This window comes from Euryarchaeota archaeon (assembly GCA_016207515.1).
Lineage (GTDB): Archaea > Thermoplasmatota > SW-10-69-26 > JACQPN01 > JACQPN01 > JACQPN01.
Window position 1 is genome coordinate 264673 of sequence record JACQPN010000002.1, and the last position, 20538, is coordinate 285210.

The 20538-nt window shown below is 63.7% G+C and carries 14 protein-coding genes and 1 tRNA gene; 10 read left to right on the plus strand and 5 right to left on the minus strand.

The window, feature by feature from the left end; genetic code table 11:
- Window positions 1–206 precede the first annotated feature (206 nt).
- Window positions 207–5210 (plus strand): hypothetical protein, encoded by a 5004-nt coding sequence (locus tag HY556_01835; protein ID MBI4392527.1) that lies wholly within the window; start codon window positions 207–209, stop codon window positions 5208–5210.
- A gap of 152 nt (window positions 5211–5362) precedes the next feature.
- Window positions 5363–6598: an MBL fold metallo-hydrolase gene (locus HY556_01840; GenBank protein ID MBI4392528.1), complete on the plus strand. Its 1236-nt coding sequence runs from the start codon at window positions 5363–5365 to the stop codon at window positions 6596–6598.
- A gap of 447 nt (window positions 6599–7045) precedes the next feature.
- Here the strand turns inward: HY556_01840 and HY556_01845 are convergent, their stop codons facing one another.
- On the minus strand, window positions 7046–8152 hold the full coding sequence (locus HY556_01845; GenBank protein MBI4392529.1) for a hypothetical protein: 1107 nt from the start codon (window positions 8150–8152) through the stop codon (window positions 7046–7048).
- Between the two features lie 131 nt (window positions 8153–8283).
- On the opposite strand from HY556_01845, the gene gatD reads away from it, so the two are divergent.
- Both gatD and gatE read left to right on the plus strand, forming a co-directional pair.
- Window positions 8284–9582: a Glu-tRNA(Gln) amidotransferase subunit GatD gene (gene gatD / locus HY556_01850; GenBank protein ID MBI4392530.1), complete on the plus strand. Its 1299-nt coding sequence runs from the start codon at window positions 8284–8286 to the stop codon at window positions 9580–9582.
- The gene (gene gatE / locus HY556_01855; protein MBI4392531.1) at window positions 9579–11525 is read left to right on the plus strand and encodes a Glu-tRNA(Gln) amidotransferase subunit GatE; all 1947 of its coding nucleotides are present in this window, start codon (window positions 9579–9581) and stop codon (window positions 11523–11525) included. Before gatD ends, gatE begins: the two co-directional genes overlap by 4 nt.
- Window positions 11526–11590: 65 nt before the next feature.
- On the opposite strand, the gene HY556_01860 is transcribed toward gatE, so the two are convergent.
- Window positions 11591–12292: a DUF1405 domain-containing protein gene (locus HY556_01860; protein MBI4392532.1), complete on the minus strand. Its 702-nt coding sequence runs from the start codon at window positions 12290–12292 to the stop codon at window positions 11591–11593.
- Between the two features lie 125 nt (window positions 12293–12417).
- On the opposite strand from HY556_01860, the gene HY556_01865 reads away from it, so the two are divergent.
- On the plus strand, window positions 12418–12627 hold the full coding sequence (locus HY556_01865) for a hypothetical protein (protein MBI4392533.1): 210 nt from the start codon (window positions 12418–12420) through the stop codon (window positions 12625–12627).
- 114 nt (window positions 12628–12741) lie between these two features.
- On the plus strand, window positions 12742–13917 hold the full coding sequence (locus HY556_01870; GenBank protein MBI4392534.1) for a thiolase family protein: 1176 nt from the start codon (window positions 12742–12744) through the stop codon (window positions 13915–13917).
- Between the two features lie 96 nt (window positions 13918–14013).
- Here the strand turns inward: HY556_01870 and HY556_01875 are convergent.
- Window positions 14014–14103: transfer RNA gene (locus HY556_01875), tRNA-Phe, on the minus strand.
- A gap of 178 nt (window positions 14104–14281) precedes the next feature.
- Window positions 14282–15061 (minus strand): alpha/beta hydrolase, encoded by a 780-nt coding sequence (locus HY556_01880; protein ID MBI4392535.1) that lies wholly within the window; start codon window positions 15059–15061, stop codon window positions 14282–14284.
- Between the two features lie 77 nt (window positions 15062–15138).
- On the opposite strand from HY556_01880, the gene HY556_01885 reads away from it, so the two are divergent.
- Complete coding sequence (locus HY556_01885; GenBank protein MBI4392536.1) at window positions 15139–16029, plus strand: 3-hydroxybutyryl-CoA dehydrogenase; 891 nt, start codon at window positions 15139–15141, stop codon at window positions 16027–16029.
- A gap of 173 nt (window positions 16030–16202) precedes the next feature.
- Here the strand turns inward: HY556_01885 and HY556_01890 are convergent, their stop codons facing one another.
- On the minus strand, window positions 16203–16589 hold the full coding sequence (locus tag HY556_01890) for an ACT domain-containing protein (protein MBI4392537.1): 387 nt from the start codon (window positions 16587–16589) through the stop codon (window positions 16203–16205).
- Window positions 16590–16715: 126 nt separating this feature from the next.
- Between HY556_01890 and HY556_01895 the strand changes: the two genes are divergently transcribed.
- From HY556_01895 to HY556_01905, 3 genes are all read left to right on the plus strand, one after another.
- The gene (locus tag HY556_01895) at window positions 16716–18008 is read left to right on the plus strand and encodes a 3-isopropylmalate dehydratase large subunit (GenBank protein MBI4392538.1); all 1293 of its coding nucleotides are present in this window, start codon (window positions 16716–16718) and stop codon (window positions 18006–18008) included.
- A 224-nt stretch (window positions 18009–18232) separates the two neighbouring features.
- Complete coding sequence (locus tag HY556_01900; protein ID MBI4392539.1) at window positions 18233–19528, plus strand: hypothetical protein; 1296 nt, start codon at window positions 18233–18235, stop codon at window positions 19526–19528.
- 49 nt (window positions 19529–19577) lie between these two features.
- Window positions 19578–20534: a hypothetical protein gene (locus HY556_01905; GenBank protein MBI4392540.1), complete on the plus strand. Its 957-nt coding sequence runs from the start codon at window positions 19578–19580 to the stop codon at window positions 20532–20534.
- Window positions 20535–20538: the final 4 nt, after the last annotated feature.

Sequence of the window (20538 nt, forward strand, 5' to 3'; positions counted from 1 at the left end):
CCGCGTGAAAACATTGTATTTTCACCCAGTTCTAAAGTGAAGACTTTTGTCATTGTCCCATCTGTTGGTACAAAAATCGCGCCTCGTGGATTCAATCGCGTGACTCATCCAAAATGGTTATATATCGTCCAAGCGTCCAAGGCGGCATAGGCGCTGCTGGGGTCGTACAGTAAGATAAGCACGGGTGAACCAAAATGAGCACAGGGATGCGTAAAGTTGCCGTAGCGTCAGCCGCGATTCTCCTCCTCCTTCCGGCGGTGGTCATTCTTGCCCCAGCGCAGCCGGCCCAAGCCCAGACCCAGACCTTGCCGGAGAACAACCCGGCCCTGATCAAGGCCGCTTGGAAAAACCTCCCCACGGTCACCCAATTGAACTTCAAGGAACGCAAGAATGGCGACAACTCAAAGGACGCGTCGACAACGAACGAGTTGAACATGGATCCGCGGCGCCTCAACACGTCCGCCACCGGGGGGGAACCGGCGACCGGTCCGTTGCTCCAATTCCGGCAACCGGACATCCAAACGCCGAATGGGCCCCAGAACCTCCAGCCAGAGAGTCTTGCCATCCTTGGCGTGGAGTTCAACGGCGTCACCGAGTATCCGATTACCATCGAACCTGGTTCATTGTCGCTCCGGTTGCCATATCGCGTCACGGCCGGCACCGGCGACGCGACCGTCACGTACAACGTGCGCGTGAACACGTTCTACAGGACGGCCACCAGCACGGAACCGATCTCTCGCGACCTCATCACGAAGTCCATTACAGGCGGCCAAACGTCCACGGACGACGAGATATCTTTGTCCTCCATGACGCTCATCGGGGCGCCGTTCCAGATCCCGCGCGATTCATTGATCTTCATGAACGTGAGCTTCGAGGGCGGCCTCAACACGGCCACGGGCCAAGCGGTCGCTTCGGGGACGTGGAGCGTCTATACAAATGGCGTCGACCCCCAGAATCCCGACCCCGCGAATCCTTGGGTTTCATGGCTTACGATTCGCTCGCCAGACGCCATCCAAGTCAATTCATGGATCGAGGATCCGCAGGGCAACGTCAAGACGCAATGGTCCCCGGGCGACCCGCAGGCGCAGCGGACCGTCCGCCCGATTTTCGCGGTGAAGGACGCTTGGGGCGGGAACGACAATCCCCACAGGAACGACAGCTCGCCCGCAGGCCAGGCGCAGTGGACCGCGAACATCCTCGACCCCAACAATCGACTCGTGCCGCTTGGTGCCAACGTCACGAACTGTGACGGCGTCAAGGGGGACAACAGCAGCGCATGCATGATCAAGTACGACTTCACGGAGGATCGCTCGATCCGGACGTTCCAGCTTTACAAGTTCGGCAGCGTCCCGCAGATGTGGAACTTCACGACCGACGCGTTGCCGGGTGAATACACGTTCCGCGTGACGGGCAAGTTCCCGCATCGCGATGGTGTCGATCTCCAAAGCGAGGCCAATACGAAGTTCACGATAGGTGGGTACTCCGTCGACGTCAAGGCGTGGCCAGGAGACCGGGACACGCACACCGTTTTGGCCTCAAGCACGACCACTTTCCTTCTCAATGTCACGAACACTGGGTCGGTCGTCGACACCTATACGGTGACGGGTTCGATCCAGCTTCCCGTAGGCTCCGATTGGCAGATAATCCTCTCCGGGGACAATCTCTCCGCGGGCGTCGTGACACTCGGGGCGGGGAAGTACACGCTTGTCAAAGCGCTCGTTTCGCCCCCGGCCAATGCCGTGAAGGATCAGATAAGCACGGCGAAGGTGCGCGTTGCAAGTGCGTCGGGCGCGACGTCCGAGATCCAACTCACGACGACCGTCACGGACAGCAAGCAACCCGGCGTAGCGCTTTTGTTCCTTCGTGAAACCACGAAAACGGTCATTGCGGGAAACAGCACGGAGTACACGGTCCACGTCTGGAACCGGGGCAACGGCTTCGACTCGTTCAACATAACGATAACGAGCGCGGTACCGCCCAAGTGGACCATCACGCCGCTATCGCAACAGGTCCGCAACGTCGCGGCAGGAGAGCTCGGCGAGTTCAAGATCAGGGTCGCATCCGCGAGCGACGTTACCCCGGGATCCTTCATCACGACGCAGATCCAAGCGCAGTCGGTCTCGGGGCCGGTGGCGGTGGCGGATACCGTGTTGAAAACGACAGCGACGTCGGTGAGTGCATTCACCTTCACCGTCTTCGACATCAACAACCCCGTGGCAATCGACGGGGCCAAACGCTACATCCAGATGAACCAGAGCGCCGGCTTGGGCGGCGGAAACGCCGTCACCAACGGTCTGAACCGTGCGTACTTCAGGTTCACGTTGGCCAACACTGGCACCACCATCGAGGACTATCGCGTGGAGATCATAAGCAATGAAACCGACCTCAGTGATGACCAAAACGGTCTGTGGCCGGAAAATCCCGTCCTCGTGATTGGGGCGAACTCGACGGATTGCTGTTGGAACTCGAGGCAGGACGATGGCGTCCTTTTGCCCGTCAGGCTGGCGCCCGGTGAGGCGGCGGCGATCTACATGCTCGTCAAGAGTTGCGACGCGACGGTGGCCGGCAGTTGCGCCGGATCCGAGGATGCGGATGAAGAGGGGTCGCTCTTCGCAAGAGTCAAAACCGGCGTCTGCGGCAATCCACAATGCACGGAGTTCAGTACGAACGTGCCGACGCGAACCATCGAGGCAACGGTCGAAAGGCGTCTCCAGGCGAACGATGGCGACCTCGTCCCCGCCATGATCTTCACGCCCGAGTTCCTGAACATCACGACCGTCGACAACAAGCGCATCATGAAAGTGGTGCCTACAGAGACGTCCAAGTTCGTGGATCCCGGGCAGACCGTGACCTTCACGGTGTTGCTCACCGACATGTTGCCTAACAGCGTCACGACGAACTTCAACCTCGTCGGGGCGATCTCGGGCGGCATCGAGGGCCTACGCGCCCGCGGCTGGGCGATAAACGTGACACAGGACAACCACACGCGCGACAACGCCACTGGCACGCAAACGCAGGTGAACGTGCGCGTACGCGCTCCGGCCGATGCGCAACTCCTCGAAAGCGCGCCGATAGTCTTGCAAGCGCTCGCGCCGGGTCTTCCGTCGCCCGCGTCCATCTCGCTCACGGCGACCGTGGGACAGAAGTTCCGATCGGCCCTTGACATACCCGTTGCGCAGCGTAGCGTGGAGATCCACGCCGGGGAGACGGCGCCTTTCAGTCTGACCATCCGCAACGAAGGCTCGAGCAAGGACACGTTCGACATCAGCGCCACGCCTGCGCCCACGGGGTGGACGACGTCGTTCTCGCAGTCGCAGGCCACGATCGCGCCGTTCCAGAACGTCACGGTCACGGTCTTCCTTCGCTCCCCCGCGAACGTCCTCCCCGGCACATACGGCGTCACGGTGAACGTCGCCTCCCAGGGCGATGCGGCGAACGCCAGTCAAGAGGTGTCGTTGCAGGCGAACGTCATCTCGTCCTCGGGCCCGAACGACCTCCGGTTCAGCGTGGACCCGCCGGCGACGAAGCCGGTCGAACCCGCCGGCACGGTCACCTTCCTCCTCACGATAACGAACCCGAGTCCGGTCCCGGTGAATACGATAACGAAACAGATGATCACGCCTTCCGGATGGCGTGGGACCTTCACGGAAGGCGAAGCGGGCTCTACGGCGATCTCGGTGCCGGCCGGAGGCGTGAAGAACGTCTCCTTCATCGTCACGCCGCCGACGAGCGTCCTTTCGGGTTCGACGGGCACTTTCCTCCTGAGATCCGAGTCGGCCGACAACCCCGCGAACTGGGGCCAGACCTTGGTCAACGTCACGATCACCGGCACTGTCGCCGTCGCCATCGAGACGCCGGAGCCCGTGAAGCTCATCGAGCGCGGGTCGTTCGTCCTCTTCCCGGTCCGCGTGAGGAACATCGGGACCGCGCCGGACAACTTCACGGTCGCCGTCGACGATTCGGTCCTTCCGACGAATTGGGCCGTGAAGATCCAGAACGTCACGGGACGCGAAGTGGGCCTTGTAGCCGTGCCCCCGAAGGGCTCGGACGTGGTCTACGTGAACCTCTCGGCGCCGCCGGCGGTGCCGAAGGGGACCACGGTGGACCTTGCCTTCACCGCCAGGGCCAGTAGCACCGCCCCCGCGACGGCCACGCTGCGCGCCGTGATGCACGATTACGGCGTCAACATCTCGACCGCGTCCGATGTGGTGCGCGGTGCCCCGGGAGACCGTTTGACGGTCGCGATAACGGTGGGGAACACCGGCAACGGCAACGACCTCTTCTCGCTCACCTTCGAGTCCGGCACGCTCGTAGGGTTCAACATCACGCTCTCGGATCCCACGTTGAACGTCGCGAACGGCACGTCGAACATCACCACGATGACCATCGACATCCCCCGGCGCCAGGACGTGACCGTGGGTGGCGAGATCGTGGTCACCGCGCGTTCGCTCGGTGCCGAGAGCGTCAACCTCGACGAGGCCCGGACCGTGCCGCTCCAAGTCGACATCTTGCCGTTCGTCTCCGACGACGTCGACGACGACGGCCTCATCGAACTCGCGATCGACGAGGATCGGTCGAACGAGAACGGGTTCGAGTCGTTCAAGGAGATGTTCCCCCGTACCGACCCGCAGAACATCTTCACGACCGTAACGGACGTCTTGAAGGTGAAAGCAGGGTTCAACGAGGCGAGTTTCCTCCTCGACACCGACGAGGACGGTCGGGCCGACGTCTTCTGGGCGCCAAGCTCCACCGTGAGGACCCTCGTCGCCGGCTACCCGGACCTCAACAAGGACGGGACCCAGGAGTACCTCTTCGACGCCGATGGCGACGCGAAGGTGGACAAGCTCTACGATCCCGTGACCAAGTCGCTGCACGAGGTCACCGCGAAGGACTTCGCCGGGAAGGGCACGACCCAATACCTCATCGACACTGACGGCGACGGCCGCCCGGACAGGTACTTCGATGGCGTCTCGCTCGTCACGAAGGTCGACCCGGCGCCCCGCAGGGCGAACACGTACGCGGTGGACACGACGGGTGCCGGCAAGCCGACGAAGTTCTACAACACGGAGTCGGGAGCCATCACCGACGCGTCCACGGAGACCATAGGCGACCTATTCACGACCTACTGGTACTTCGGCGTCCTCTTCGCGCTCGCGGTCCTCGCAGGCATATTCGTGGTACTGCGCCGCCGCAGGATGCGCGTCAAGTAGGGGCGAGGCCCAAGGGACGGCGCAGACGAGCCCTCTCCTTCGCCGGGTGCCGGTGGCGGCGGCGAGAGCCTCGCCCGGTCGGGGCGAGGTCGTTTCGAGGCTACGGGTTACGGAGGAATCTATATTGCCGGCGCGCCCGTTATCCGGCTTAGATGAAGATGCATTTTCTCGGCGGCTCCGCCGAAGTGGGCCGCCTAGGCATGGTGCTCGACGCCGACGGCACGCGGCTTCTCTTCGACTACGGGATTGCCCCGACCGACCCGCCGAAGTACCCGGTGCCGGCGCCGCCGGTTGATGCGGCGCTCCTGAGCCACGCGCACCTTGACCATTCTGGGATGATGGCGGCACTTGCCGGCGACCAGGGTGTGCCCATATACGCAACGGGGCCGACGCGACCGCTCACGGAACTCCTCGCCAGGGACAGCCTGAAAGTCTGCCGCATCGAAGGCTACCCCCAGCCATACTCCATGGCCGACATCGAGACCATGGGCGAGGTCTTCGAGACCGTCCCCCTCTCCGAAGACTTCGACGTCGGGACGCTCTCGATCCACGGGGAGAGCGCAGGGCACATCCCTGGAAGCGCCATGTTCGTAGTGGACGGGGGCCGCGAGCGCGTCGTCTTCACCGGCGACATCAACGTCATCGACACGAACCTCATGAAGGGCGCCCGCCCGGTGGATTGCGACACGCTGGTCATCGAGTCGACCTATTCCGGGCGGGAGCATCCGGACAGGAAGACGTTGCAGCAGCGCTTCCTGGCCCGGATCGGCGAAGTCAGGGACGCGGGCGGCATAGTGATCGTCCCGGCGTTCGCCACGGGCCGCACCCAGGAGCTTCTCATGATGCTGTCGGGGAGCGGTTACGAGGTCTGGCTCGACGGCATGGGTAAGCAGGTGACGGAGATGATGCTCGACGACGCCTCCGACCTTCGCGACGCGAGGGCGCTCCGGAAGGCCGCGGGGGAGGCGAATTTCGTCACGAACCCCCACAGGCGGCACCTCGCCATGTCGGGCGACGTCATCGTCACGACGTCCGGAATGCTCGAAGGGGGGCCGGTGCTCAACTACATCGAGCGGTTCCACAACGACCCGAAGAGCGCGATATTCATGACGGGTTACCAGGTGCGCGGCACGAATGGGCGGATGCTCATCGACGACGGTGTCATCGACATCCGGGGTGTCAAGGAGAAGGTGAATTGCCAGGTAGAGTTCTTCGACTTCTCGGCGCACGCGGGCCACGACGAGTTGGTGCGCTACATCGAGGAGTGCGGCCCGAAACGCGTCGTGCTGTTCCATGGGGACAGCCGCGAGCCTCTTGCCGACGAATTACGCAAGCGCGGCTTCGAGGTGCTTCTTCCCCAGACGGGCGAGATGATGGACATCGCGTAAGCGGCCGGAGATCGCTCGCGAAAGGGATGCGGGGAACTCGATACGGGAGCAGCTTGGCGGTCTCCAAGAGGACTCGAGCTGTATCTCGTTCTCGGGCCGGATATCGTTCGAGGGCCGGTCGAGCGTGATGCAGCGAGCGTCCGCTCGCACCCGTAAAACCGCGGGCCTCCCAGCCCGCAAGAATCGACGCACGGCGCAGGTCCCCGGGACGCGAGTCCGACGGGGGCGGCGATGAGCGTCGACGATCGGGGCGGGACCGACGCGGCGGACCTGCCCCCTACATCCACCCGTACTGGGCGCACGAAAGGGATTGCCTTTTAAGAACTTTTCCCGCCTCCTGGAGGTTCGGTGGCCGTTTGTCCAACGTCGAAGCGTTGTCTTGGAAAAATGACGGCGAGGTGGGGGCTGAGATTGGATGCAGGGAACACGGGGCCGCTTTCCCGCCTCTCACTTTGGGACGGACAGGATGTACAGGAGGAGGAGGTCCACGACGAAGAGCAGCACTATCATCATCTCCAGGACGAGGCTACGCCGGTTCTGGACCTCCTGCGAAGCTATCGTGTAGAGTTCTGAAAGCGTCGTCATCTTCTTCTCCACCGCGTCCTCCCATTCGCCAAGGTGGAACCGCTGCGTCAATCCCAGGTAGATCTTCGCGAGGTAGTAGTCGCCGAAGAGCTTCCCGATGTTGTCGATGTCGTCAGTCACGCGCGTGAGGTCGATGGAGGCCTCTGAGAGCTCCTTCTGCACTTTCTGGGGGGAGAACAGGAGGTCCTTCCCCTTGAAGAGACGGTCGAGGTCGCCGTATGCCCGCCCGAGGATCCGGTCCAGGTAGGCGTCGTATGTGCGCAGTTCCAACAGTTGGACGTTCGCCACCTCGATGACGACCAAGACGTCCTCGTAGCGCCCGCCCGGCTCCACGATTATCGCGCCGTCCCAGTCGATGACGACGAGGTCGTCCTGGTAGTAGCGGAACCAGTAGCGGAGGTTGTCGCGGACCTCTTCACCGGAAAGCCTGTCGGGCGACGGCTCGTCGGAAAGCAATGCGGCTAGAAGCTGCGGCCGGTCCTCGAGGAGCTCCTCCACGCTTGCGCCGGTCTCCGTGAAGCAGAAGACGGTGTAGGTCTCGGGCTCCACGCGGACGTTGTAAGGTTCGAGCAGGTACGGACGCACGTTCTCCTCGATGGCCTTGAAAAGGTCGTCCGTCAAGGACTGGAGCGTCGTCTCGCGGTCGCCGATCTTTACCTTGAGCGTCCCGTACGTCGAGACGTCCCCCAGGCCGGGCACGTTGAGCGGCGTGCGAAGCGCGAACGACACGGCGCCGATGTCGAATATCTTGGCCGACGCGTCGAAGGTGACGGGCCCGACGCTCGTGTCGAGCGTGAACGGGCGCAGCTTCACAAGGATCGGGCGCGGAAGCTCGACGTACTTGGGCGCGGCGCGCGAGATCGTGACGCTCGGTATGGCGGGCGAGGCGCCCAAGACCGATTGGACGCTTTCGAGCCTCACCCTGGCGCCGAGGTCGTAACAGTAGAAGTAGACGACTTCGCCCTTCACATTGGCACATGTCCTATTCGTTGTAAGAGGTAATCAAGCCTCCCAAAGGGCAGCTGTCGTACAACACTTGACGCCGCCTGGACGCCCAACAAAACATTTTTCACACCCGCCAATCTATCGCCACTGGATCCATGGGACCGACGAGCCAAAGGGAGGTGCATCTTCGTCGCTGCGGCGCCGCCGTCGGCGACATCGTCGAGGTCGACTCCGGGCGCGGCACCTACCGCGGTGTGCTCATGCCGCACCACGGTTTCTCGGGCGACGACATCGTGACGCTCAAGTTGGACTCCGGGTACAACGTGGGCGTGAGACTCGACGACGGCTCCCGCGTCCAGCTCATCGAAAGGGCCGCGCCGCGAAGCCCCATGACGAGGAAGATCCTGGGCGCCAAAGGGCTCCCTCGCGTCTCGATCCTCGGCACCGGCGGCACCATAGCGTCGTACGTCGACTACCGGACGGGGGCCGTCCACCCGGCGACCACCGCGGAGGAGCTCGCTTTCGCGGTCCCCGAGATGTTCGAGCACGCCGACGTCACGGCGCGTGTCGTGTTCCAGGTCTTTTCCGAGGATTTCACGCCGAAGAATTGGAGCACCCTTGCCGAAGAGGTCAAGCGTGAGTTCGATGCGGGAAGCATCGGCGTCGTCATCCCCCACGGCACAGACACCCTCGGTTACACGGCCGCCGCCCTTTCCTTCATGGTGTCCGACCTTCCGGGCCCCGTCGTCCTCGTCGGGTCCCAGCGGTCGAGCGACCGCCCTTCAAGCGACGCGGCGGTGAATCTCCTCTCTGCCGTGCGCGTCGCTGCGGAGGCAGATCTTGGCGAGGTCGTGGTCGTGATGCACGCCTCCATGGCGGATGACGCCGCCATTATCCTACGCGGCAACAGGGCCCGCAAGATGCACACATCCCGCCGGGACACGTTCAGAAGCGTCGATGCGGCCCCGCTTGGCGAAGTCACGATAGACGGTCCGGTGGTGGATCCGGGGGCCACGCGCCGTTCCAAAGGCCCCGTGAAGGTCGCCTCCCGCGTCGACGACCGCGTGAAGCTCATATACTCGCATCCAGGCCTCAAGGCGGCGGACTTCGAGACGGTGGAGCGCGGCGTCGTCATCGCCGGCACGGGACTAGGCCACATACCCCAGGCCCTCATCCACCAAGTGGAAAGGCTCGTCGCTTCGGGGAAGGTCGTCGTGATGGCAAGCCAATGCCTCGGGGGGCGCGTCAACATGAACGTCTATTCCACGGGACGCGACCTCTTGAAAGCAGGCGCCGTGAGCGCTTTGGACATGACGCCGGAGACCGCGCTCGTGAAGCTCATGTGGGCCCTCGGCCAAGCGAAGGACACCGCCGGGGCGATAGGGCTTTTCACGGAGGACGTCGCGCGCGAGTCGGATCCGCGCTCGCGAGTCGATGCGGACGGTGTCGAGTGACGCGAGTCGGGCACAAGACGGCCGACGGCAAGGGATCCGTCCCTGCTGGACTTCTCATCGGACTCGAGATCCATCAACAACTTGACACGGACAAGCTGTTCTGCCGTTGCCCGTCGACTCTTGACGACGGGGAGGGCATCCAGGTCTCGAGGTCGCTACGGCCCACGCAATCCGAGATGGGCGAGGTGGATCGCGCCGCCGTGGAAGAGGCGAAGAAACGGCTCGCCTTCGAGTACATCGCCCCGCCGGCCGTGTCGTGCCTTGTGGAACTCGACGAGGAACCGCCCCATCCTGTGAGCGAGACCGCGCTACAAGTCGGGCTCGAGGTGGCAGCGGACCTTTCATCGTCGCCCGTGGATGAACTCCAGGTCATGCGTAAGATCGTCATCGATGGGAGCAACACGACGGGGTTCCAGAGGACGGCGCTTCTTGCCCTCGGGGGGCGCGTCGAGACGACGCGGGGACCTGTCGGGATACAGACGATCTGCCTTGAGGAGGATTCGGCGCGGCGCCTCGGACGAAAAGGCGACGTGGTCACTTTCAGGCTGGACAGGTTAGGGATACCGCTTCTTGAGATCGCGACGGCCCCCGACATCAAGGACGGGGACCACGCCCGCGAGACCGCGGAGGCGCTCGGGCGCACGCTCCGTAAGACCGGCAAGGCGAAGCGCGGGATCGGCACCATACGGCAGGACGTGAACATCAGCATCCCAGGCGGGGCCCGTGTCGAGCTCAAGGGCGTCCAGGAGCTTCGGACCCTGCCAGGCGCAGTCGATTCCGAGATAGCGCGCCAAGAGATGCTCATCCGCGTGGCGGCCGAATTGAAGCGCCGCGGCGCCAACACTTCGGATCTCTCGGCCCCGATCCGCGACGTGTCAAGCGTCTTCAAGGCATCCGCGTCCAAGGTGGTGACGGATGCCCTTTCGGCCGGTGGCTCGGTGCATGCGCTTGCATTGCCGCGCTTCGAAGAGCTTCTTGGGAAGAAAGGCCAACCCGGTTTCCGGCTCGGCGCGGAGCTTGCCGGAAGGGCGCGGGCACGCTCGGGGGTCGCCGGGCTCTTCCATTCGGACGAATTGCCAGCGTACGGGATAACCGAAGAGGAGGTCGAGGCGATACGCTCGCTCCTCGGGTTACGTGGCGAAGACGCATTCGCCATAGTCGCCGCAAGCCCCCGCCAGTGCACGGCCGCCCTCGAAGCGGCAAGGGAAAGGGCCATGCAGGCGATGGAAGGGGTCCCGGAGGAGACGCGCGAGATCCGGCCCGATCTCTCGTCCCATTACCTACGCCCCCTGCCCGGTAGGGCAAGGATGTACCCGGAGACGGACATCCCGCCAAGACGCGTCACACCCGAGGACCTGGCGGCCGCCGATCGGCGCCGTACCGCGCGGGAGAACGCGGCGAGGGAGCTCGAGGCCTTCGTCGCCGGCATGGTCGCCCCCGGCGACCTGGTGCAGCTTCAGAACACGGGAAACGTAGAACGCTTCGCGAAGGTGGCGGGGCAGCTCGGCGTCGGGGGCGCTGCCACCAAGGAGAGGGGGGCCTTGCTTGCGCGCATCTTGCTTCACACGGTCCCCGAGGTCGAGGCCGCGTCCCAGGAGGGCCGACGCGTCGGCGACGCCCTCTTGGCGGAGGTGATCGCCGGTGTCGAGGCGGGCCTGTTCCCGAAGGACGCGGTGCTCCCCGTCCTCATCGAGGTGACGAAGACGGGCGGTAGCGTCGGCGCCACCGCCTCGAGGCTCGGCCTCTCGACCGTCGGTGAGGAGGAGGTCCGACGCGTGGTCGCCGCGGTCGTCCAACGAAACGCCAAACTCGTGAAGGACCGTGGCGAGGCCGCGCTAGGGCCCTTGATGGGCGATTGCATGAAGGAACTGCGGGGAAAAGTCGATGGGCGCGTCTTGGGGCGCCTCCTCGCTGAAGAGATAAGGCGATCCGCGGCGAAGTGAACGACGCGCTCTGGAGGCCGCCACGCGACGCGCCCGTGGGGCAGGCGTTGGCGAAAGGCGCCGCGTCATGGTGAGTCTTGTGGGCTTTGCGCCGCGTTCCTCTTGGATATCACGAGGTACGCGGCGACCCCAAGGGCCGTGAGCCCTACCGTCACCCCGCCGAGAAGGTCGTTGTCCACACATGGCACCGTGATGGGCCGCGTTCCGGGACACCCGCCGAAAGCGAAGCCCGTGAAACCGTAATCCATGTAGAGTTCGACGGCGAAGGCGGCCAGGATGACGAAGATGCCGTTCGGGACCCGCACGAGGCCTTTTGCCAGCACAAAAGCCTCGACGACCATTGCGACGTGCAGCCAGAAGAGGTAGAAGTTCAGGTTCGACAAAGGATCTCGGAAGATGTGGAACGCTGCCTCGTAGTAGGTCAAGACGAAACCGGTCCAAGCGCCTACCTTTACGAGGTCGATGAACGCGAAGGCCTCCAGCAACCGGTTCCTCACGCCGAACTCGTCGAGGAGGAGGACGAGCGCGATGAGCCCGACGGAAAGGGGACTGTCCGGCACGAACGGCCACAAAGCGGGAGGAGTGATCGCGAACTGCGGCGCGTAGTAATAGAAGCCGTACGCGACGCCCGCGACGTTGACGAGGATGAGAATACGCCGGAGTCCCGCGCGTTCGCGAAATTGCGCGAAGAAACCGAGGATATCGTCGGTCGAGAGCGATCGGGGCGCCTCGGGAAGCCACGACCTCTTTGCCGCGCCGTTTTCCACGCGGCGTAATCGCGGCACGGGTTAAGAACAGCGACTGAACAGGTCACCCATCAAGTGGCCGCCGGCGTGCGGAGGGTTTATTACGTAGTTACCCCCCATAAACTACCTCGGTAGGACGAGTCCCGGTGGAGCCGAAATACCTTGGCGATATCGCGAGCATGACGGTCCACCGGCCGGCACGCGTCTCCCCGAAGTGCGGTGTGCCGGAGATCCCCAACCGCTACAAGCTCGGCATCCATTCCGCGGAGCTTGTGAAACACCTTGTCCAAGCGGAGAATTGGCGCATCTGCCCGTCGTGTCTTGGGACGTTCGACGACGTGCATGACGATCGTTGAAGGCCGCGCACGAATGCGAAACGGGCCGCGCGTGACTTGCTCGTGTTGCCCTGCGCCTCCTGTGGCGCACCTATTTTAAGGCGCTTGTCGATACCCGGCGAGACTGAATCTGGCATGAACCGAGCGGTCATCGTTGGAGCCGTCCGTACCCCTGTCGCCAAGTTCAATGGCGCCCTCAAGGACCACAAGGCGACGGAATTCGGAGCGCTCGCGGTGAAGGAGGTCGTCCGCCGCGCACGGATCGAAGCTAGCGCGGTGGACGAGGTGATCCTCGGAAACGTCATCCAGGCGGGCCAAGGCCAGAACCCGGCCCGGCAGGCAGCGCTCGCGGGCGGACTTCCGGATTCCGTGGCGTGCTTCACCGTGAACAAGGTGTGCGGTTCGAGCCTCAAGGCAACGATGCTAGCGGCGCAGGCGATTAACGCGGGCGATGCGGAACTCGTGATCGCGGGTGGGATGGAGAGCATGACGAACGCGCCGTACCTACTCGACCGGGCCCGCTTCGGGTACCGGCTCGGGCACGCGGAGGTCCTGGATTCGATGCTCAAGGACGGCCTCCTCGATTCCTACGCCGGCTACCACATGGGCGTCACAGGCGAGATCGTCGCGGACGAGTTCAAGGTCACTCGCGAAGAAGCGGACGCGTTCGCGCTTCGTAGCCACAAGGCGGCCGCCGCGGCCACCGACGGCGGCCACTTCAAGGAGGAGATCGTGCCCGTCCCCTCGAAGACGCCCGGGGGCGCCGCTTTCGTCGCGGACGAAGGGATAAGACGCGACACGAGCATCGAGCGTCTTTCGAAGCTGCGGCCTTCGTTCAAGGAGGGGGGGGTCGTGACGGCCGGAAACTCCTCCCAGATCAGCGATGGCGGCTCCGCCGTGGCGGTCGCGTCCGAGGCGTACGCCAAGTCGCGCGGTCTCGACGTGATGGCGAAGATCCTCGAGTACACGACGAGCGGGACTTCGCCGGAACGCGTGATGGCCGCGCCCATACCGGGCGTCAAGGCGCTTCTCAAGAAGACGGGTCTCACAGTGAACGATCTCGACCTTTTCGAGCATAACGAGGCGTTCGCGACCGCAAGCGTCGCAGTGATGCGCGAATGCGGGGTCGCCGAGGACCGTTTCAACGTGAACGGGGGCGCCGTGGCGCTCGGACACCCGTTGGGGGCGAGCGGGACGCGGGTTTTGACGACGCTCCTTTACGCTCTAAAGACGCGCAAGAAGTCGCGAGGGCTCGCAACACTTTGTCTTGGCGGTGGCAACGCTGTCCAGATGATCGTGGAACGGCCTTAGCGCATGAGTCGCGCACCAGCGCCGACGCTTCGAGACCTTCCGATGCGAACGCTTCGTGGCCTCCGAGGCGCAAGGCGACAATTCCGGTGAGTCGTGCGCGGGGGGCGAGATTAGAACTCGCGTTGACCGAATCGGCCAGACCCGGTCTTCAGCCAGGCTCGTTTGACCAACCTCCGACACCCCCGCGACTCAGCGCGTGAGCGATTGACCATATCGTTCGGGTGATATCGTCTCCTTCCCGTTCGAATCGAACGAGTGCAAGGGTTTATGCTGTAAGAACCGCAATTGCTCTTTATCGGCCAGACTCGGCCTTCATTCGGAGGCCGTCTTCCAAGCTGCGGCACCCCCGCAGCCGTTTTGCGCTCTAGCGTGTGCTCGGCGCGTTACGACCCAAGAACGCTTCTAGAACTTCCGCCATGAGGCGCGGCCTCATCGGGTGCCAGAAGTGCTCGGCGTCCGGCGCCACGAACAGCTCGCCTTTGGGGAGCATCTTGTAGATCTCCACGGGTTGGTCGATGCCCGTGAACTCGTCCCGGTCGCCGACGGCGACGAGCGCCGGGACGGTGATGCCGCGGATTCCTTCTGGAGGGATGCCGCCTGTCTTCAGTTCCTCGCGCCAAAGGTCGCGTAGCTTTGCGACCAGCGGCCTCCAATAGTCGGGACCACCGAGCGATGCGTGTTGCGCCCTCATTGCGCCCACCCATTCGCTGTCCTGCGCCGCTATCTTCTCAACGTCGAACGCCGCGTCGGATCGCTTGATGTCATCTTGGTCGAACCTGTAGCCGGTTCCACATGGGACGATGGATGAAACGAGGTCGGGACGCTTGATCGCAAGGCGCAGCGTGATCGCGCCGCCGAGGCTGAAACCGACGAGATTCACGGGCCCACCGATCTCCTCCACGACGGCTATGGTGTCGTCGACGAGCATCTCAAGCGTCAGCCGGGAAGCGCGGTCTTGCGACCGGCCGTGACCACGGAGGTCGACAAGATGCGATTCGAACCCGCGTTTGAACGATTTCACGACACTTCCCCAATGGCGCCCACCGGTCCCGGTGGCTCCATGAAGGAAGACCACCTGCGGTCCTGCGCCGACCGTCTCCCACGTAATCGTCGCGTCGTCGCGCTCCACCGTCCGCCACGCCACGAGGCGCAAACGCGCCGATGCCGCATCTAGCTGTCGTTACCTATTAATGGAGACTTGGGAATGACGCGGCGATACGCATGGAAGTCAAGAAGATGGCTGTCATGGGCGCCGGTCAGATGGGCGCGGGGATTGCACAGGTCGCCGCACAGGCGGGCTACCACGTGGTCGTTCGCGACATCAAACAGGAGTTCGTGGACCACGGCCTGAAAAGCATCCGCGGGAACCTGGAGCGCGCGCAGTCCAAGGGAAAAATAACGGCCGCGGACGCGGAAGCGACGCTGTCTCGCATCCGTGGAGCCGTCGAACTTTCGACCGCCGCGCTCGACTGCGACCTCGTCATCGAGGCCGTCATCGAGAACGCGAAGCTCAAACGCGAACTCTTCGCGGAACTCGACAAACTCCTGCGGCCCCACGCGATATTGGCGTCGAACACTTCGAGCATCCCCATATCCGACCTCGCGGCGGCCACACGTCGCCCGGACAAGTTCATCGGCATGCATTTCATGAACCCCGTCCCTGTGATGAAACTCGTCGAGGTCATCCGCGGCGCCGACACGTCGGACGATACGACGAGGTCCATCGTGGAGGTCGCAACGAGGATGGGGAAGACGCCCGTGGAGGTCCACGACTTCCCTGGCTTCATCTCGAACAGGGTGCTCCTCCCAATGATAAACGAAGCGATCTTCGCGTATCAGGAAGGGGTCGCGACACCGGACGCGATCGACACCATCATGAGACTCGGCATGAACCATCCGATGGGCCCCTTGGAGCTTGCGGATTTCATCGGGCTCGACACCTGCCTCTACATCATGGACGTCCTCCATGACGGTTTCAAGGACTCGAAGTACAGGGCAGCGCCGCTTCTACGAAAGAAGGTGCTCGCCGGGCACTTGGGGAAAAAGACGGGGAAAGGCTTCTACAAGTACAACGAGAAGGGCGAGAAAGTCGGGACCGCCTTAGTGGGGTGAAAGGAGGCGCCGGCCGGATGGGCCGCGCGGCTCGACGGCAAGCGACCCGGGGGCGGCGGCCCCGTGGGATCGGAAGAATGCGGTTCCCTGGAGCGTCCGCCCATTGGCATAGATGAAAGTAGAAAAGGTAGGAGGGGGAGGCACTTGCCGCCCCCACGGTAGAGTCTTTAGACCTAGTGCCCGAGGACCTTTTTCGCACTGTTGACATCGTCAACGGTGAAGCAGAGTTCCGTCTCGCTTGGGGAAGGCGGGGCGAGCGGGTAGCAGGCCTCCACGTTGACCCCGCTTCGGGACAGGTTGTCGCAGATCCGGCCGAGCTCGCCCGGCGTGTTCCTGACGCGCGTCGTGACGCACTCGTTGGCGCGGTACCGGTGCCCGCTTGTCTTCAACCACCCCTCCGTCTTCGTCTCCTCGTTGGTGACGAAGCGGAACGTCCCGAACTCGCCTTGCGGTTGCAGGGCAAATCCCAGGATGTTGATGTTCGCACTCCCCAGGGCCTTCGCGACGGTCGCGAGCGTGCCCGGCTTGTTCTCGAGGGTTATTACAAACTCTCGTGTCATTCAATCACCCGGCCGTCGACGGCGATTCTCCGTCATAATGGTAGTGACGCTGCATCGACAAACGCAGAAGTTTTCCATATTCTCTACGAAATACGCTGTAATCATCTGTATTTCGTGCAAATATATATGAACGTGGTGCGTATTCGGCGTAACGTGCCAGGCAAGACAATGGCCGAGAAAGCGCTCGCGAAGGCCTCAGGCCTAGCGCAAGGCGCGGTCTCCGCGGGCCACATCGTCACCGCGAACGTGGACGTGGCGATGAGCCACGACAACTCGGCCTTGATCAAGAAGATATTCGGCGAATTGGGGGTCGCGAAGGTCTTCGATCCATCGCGGATGGTCTTCGTCCTCGACCATAAGAGCCCCGCCGACGACCTCAAGATCGCCGAGAACCACCAAACGATACGCAACTTCGCGAAGGAACAAGGCGTCGACAGCTTCTACGACGTGGGCGAAGGAATCTGCCACCAGGTACTCCCAGAGCACGGCCACGTGGGGCCCGGCATGCTCGTCGTCGGCACCGACAGCCATTCGACGACCTACGGCGCGTTCGGCGCCTTCGGGACGGCGGTAGGGGCCACCGAAATGGCCGCCATATGGGCGACGGGGGCCCTCTGGATGCAGGTACCGCCCACGATCAAGATCGAGATGAAGGGCACCTTACAAGACGGCGTCTACCCGAAGGACGCCGTACTGAAGATCATCGGCGAGATCGGCGCCGACGGCGCCAACTACAAGGCCGTCGAATACCATGGCGAAGCAGTCGCGGCCTTCGGGATACCCGAGCGCATGACGCTTTGCAACATGGCCTGTGAAATGGGCTCAAAGGCCGCCATGGTGCCGCCGGACGAGACCACGCGCGCGTTCGTCGAAGCGAGAGGTGGGCCTTGGGCGCCCCTTCGACCGGACGCCGATGCCGCATACGAGCGCACGGTCAGATTCGATGCCGCGGGCCTTGAACCACAGATAGCGGCCCCCCACACAGTCGACAACGTGCACCCGATCTCGAAGTACCGGGGCCTCGAGATCCAACAGGCCTTCATCGGGAGCTGTACGAACGGCAGGCGCGAAGACCTTGCCGAGGCGGCGCGCGTTCTCAAAGGCCGCCACATAGCGCCCGGTGTCCGCCTCATAGTCATCGCCGCGTCACGGCAGAATTACCTGGACGCGATGGCGGACGGGTCGTTCGATTCGATCGTGCGGGCCGGCGGCACCATCATGAACCCGGGCTGCGGGCCGTGCCTCGGCGGGCACCAGGGGATACTCGCACCGGGCGAACGCTGCATCTCTGGCGCGAACCGCAATTTCAAGGGACGCATGGGGTCCTCCGACGCCGAGATATACCTCGCCTCGCCGGCGACGGTGGCCGCGTCCGCGCTCGAAGGGCGCATCGCAGACCCACGCGATTATCTCAACTAAGGTGCGCGTGCTATCCCCAAGTGGCGGTCACGTGCCTCTTCGGGCTGACGCCCCACGTTACCCCTAAGCCCGCGACGTACCGTCGTCACATGGGGGTGGATTCCATCGCCCAAGATCCCTCCCCGAAGCCCTCCCGGCTTTCCCATTCAGACTCATCCAAATTCACGCCAGTGACAGGCGAAAAGGCTTTAGGCGGCCGGGCGGTAATTTCACGGCTGGAAGCAATGGGGCGCTCGGCGACCGCGATAGTCGTGATTCTCGTACTGGGCTCCATAGTCGGCCTGCCCCAAGGAGCGGCAGCCACCGCACAACCGGATCTTCGGGTAGTCTTTGCGGGGATGAATCCGACGCTACCGACGGCGGGTCAGAGCATCGTCATCACAGCGAACGTCACGAACATCGGCGCCGCGAGCGTCCCCGCTAACACGACGTGGATCGTCAAATTCTACATCGACGGCGTTGAAGTGGGTTTCAATTCCACGAACGCGACGCTCGGCGTGGGCGCGTCCATGGTCTTCAGGAACCCGGGTTGGACATCGACAGCCGGAAGCCACGTGATCAACGTCACGGTCGACCCCGATGGGAACGTGACGGAAGCCTCTGAGACGAACAACAGCGCGGGCACCGGTTGCTTCAAGGTCCTGACACCGGCCGGTCTCATCGACAGCCGCTTCGAGACCGGTTCCGCATGGTGGGCGAAGAGGTTCTGGCTTCCGGCCACCGCTTCGGTCACCTTGAGCGTCATTACCAGGTTCAATTCGAGCTTCGACGCCGCCAATTTCGGCACCGGCCTATGGGTGCGAGACGCCAACGACGGCCTATGGGTGGCGTTTCCAGCGGTCGGGTGGAGCACACGCTCCTTCACGCACGTGCAGTCGCGCACGGTCCTCGGCGAGACCTCGGAGCACGAGGACGCCGCGTCGCCGCCCTACACGTCGGCGCCATTCGTGCATTCACGGACCATCACCCTTCCGGCCGGTAACTACACCTTCACTGGGATAGGGGCTTCCGACCGGATAAGGAACGTCACGCTTTCCCTCTCATCGTCGATCGCCACGTTCTCCGGGAACGAAACAGGCGGCGTCGGTGTCCGTCTGTGGCGGGAGTGGCAGTTCACCGGCGACTTGGTGGGAAGCGTGGAGCGGCACGAGGACCATTCGTTCATCCATGATGCGTCCACGGCCAGGACGATCCTCAATGCGTCCGTCCCGTTCAACGTGACGGGCCGCTTCTTCGGTGCGATAATCGGTGTGGGGCAGGTCATCGACGTGGGCTATTCCGGGCCCGGCCCGTTCCACACGTTCGCGTCGGGGTTCATCACGGCGCATTGCGTGTCGTTCGACGGGGCGCACGCCGGGGCGTGGACCATGAACGTCCGCCGGTATGTCGGTGTGGGCCAGGAGGTCTTCGCGCCGGCCGTGTTCGATTGCGCCTTGGAAGACACCGCATTCTCTGCGACGTCGTCGAACGCGGTCGTGGCGTTCGCGGCCGACGTCACGTTGCCCCCGCCAGATTGCTGAAGGCCGCTCCGGTGGCAAGGGTTATCCCGGGGGCCGGGTTTTCCGACCCGTGCGGGGCTCATCCCGGGCCGGGTCTATCGCGGTGACTTTCCTACTTGCGGTGCCGGGTCTTTCAGCGGGCGGCGTCGCGCCTTCCTCGATCCTCGCCTCCCACGATGACACGGTCCCGGGGTGGTGGCTCGTCGGCCTTCATCTTCCCGCAGGAGGGCACGTGGGCATATCAGTCACGGCATGGTCCGAGGACGTCCTGCACTCGTACGACGTCGGAAGTGGCATCTGGGTCCTCAAAGCACCGGGCCGCGTCCTCTACACGATGTCGACGGTCGCCTTCTCCGAGCCTCGAAACGTGGTCCACGTCGAGGCCGACACGGACGGCTTCGACCACTACGAGCATGGAGCGCAGGGCGGCCAGGTGATAGATTCGGCCTTCTTCCAACACGCCGCCGCGCCGTTTCTTCCGGCCGGCGATTATTTCGTTGTCTCGGCCTTGGCCGCGACAAACGTGGCCAGGGTCAGGTACGAGGTCTCCACCGAGCCCGGTGCGTACGTGACTGCCGAGGCCAACGCGTCGCGCGTGGACATATTTCGCGAGTGGGCTTTCCGGGGCACGGTCGTCGTGAGCGAGGAACGGAACGTCAACGACCGTTTCAACGGCGGCCTTCCGGTGCAATTCGAGGAATCGCACACGGCTCGCGCCGTGGCCAACGCGACGCTCGCCTACGCCTCGCCGAATAGGTTGTTCGGCGCGATGATCGCGGCAGGCCAGGTCGCTGACACGTCGGTCCAAGGGGCCCAGTGGAACGGACTCATGAGATCCTCACCATCGTGTTGGGCCATGGTGGACGCGCCTCCCGGCGACTACCTCTTCCGCATCGGCCATTACGTGGCCGCCGGGCGCGAGACGGGGCAACGACACACATTGACCTGCGGCGGTGGCGACCCGGCGGGTGCGGCCGCCGACTTCGATGCGCTCGTCGTGTTCGCGGCCGACGTCGCGTTTCCGTGACCGC

What these genes read in the sequence shown, in the direction of transcription:
- HY556_01885 (MBI4392536.1), top strand. Translation starts at nt 15,139, where the DNA reads ATGGAAGTCAAGAAGATGGCTGTCATGGGCGCCGGTCAGATGGGCGCG.
- HY556_01870 (MBI4392534.1), top strand. Translation starts at nt 12,742, where the DNA reads ATGAACCGAGCGGTCATCGTTGGAGCCGTCCGTACCCCTGTCGCCAAG.
- HY556_01840 (MBI4392528.1), top strand. Translation starts at nt 5,363, where the DNA reads ATGAAGATGCATTTTCTCGGCGGCTCCGCCGAAGTGGGCCGCCTAGGC.
- HY556_01895 (MBI4392538.1), top strand. Translation starts at nt 16,716, where the DNA reads ATGAACGTGGTGCGTATTCGGCGTAACGTGCCAGGCAAGACAATGGCC.
- HY556_01835 (MBI4392527.1), top strand. Translation starts at nt 207, where the DNA reads ATGCGTAAAGTTGCCGTAGCGTCAGCCGCGATTCTCCTCCTCCTTCCG.
- HY556_01900 (MBI4392539.1), top strand. Translation starts at nt 18,233, where the DNA reads ATGGGGCGCTCGGCGACCGCGATAGTCGTGATTCTCGTACTGGGCTCC.
- HY556_01890 (MBI4392537.1), bottom strand. Translation starts at nt 16,589, where the DNA reads ATGACACGAGAGTTTGTAATAACCCTCGAGAACAAGCCGGGCACGCTC.
- gatD (MBI4392530.1), top strand. Translation starts at nt 8,284, where the DNA reads ATGGGACCGACGAGCCAAAGGGAGGTGCATCTTCGTCGCTGCGGCGCC.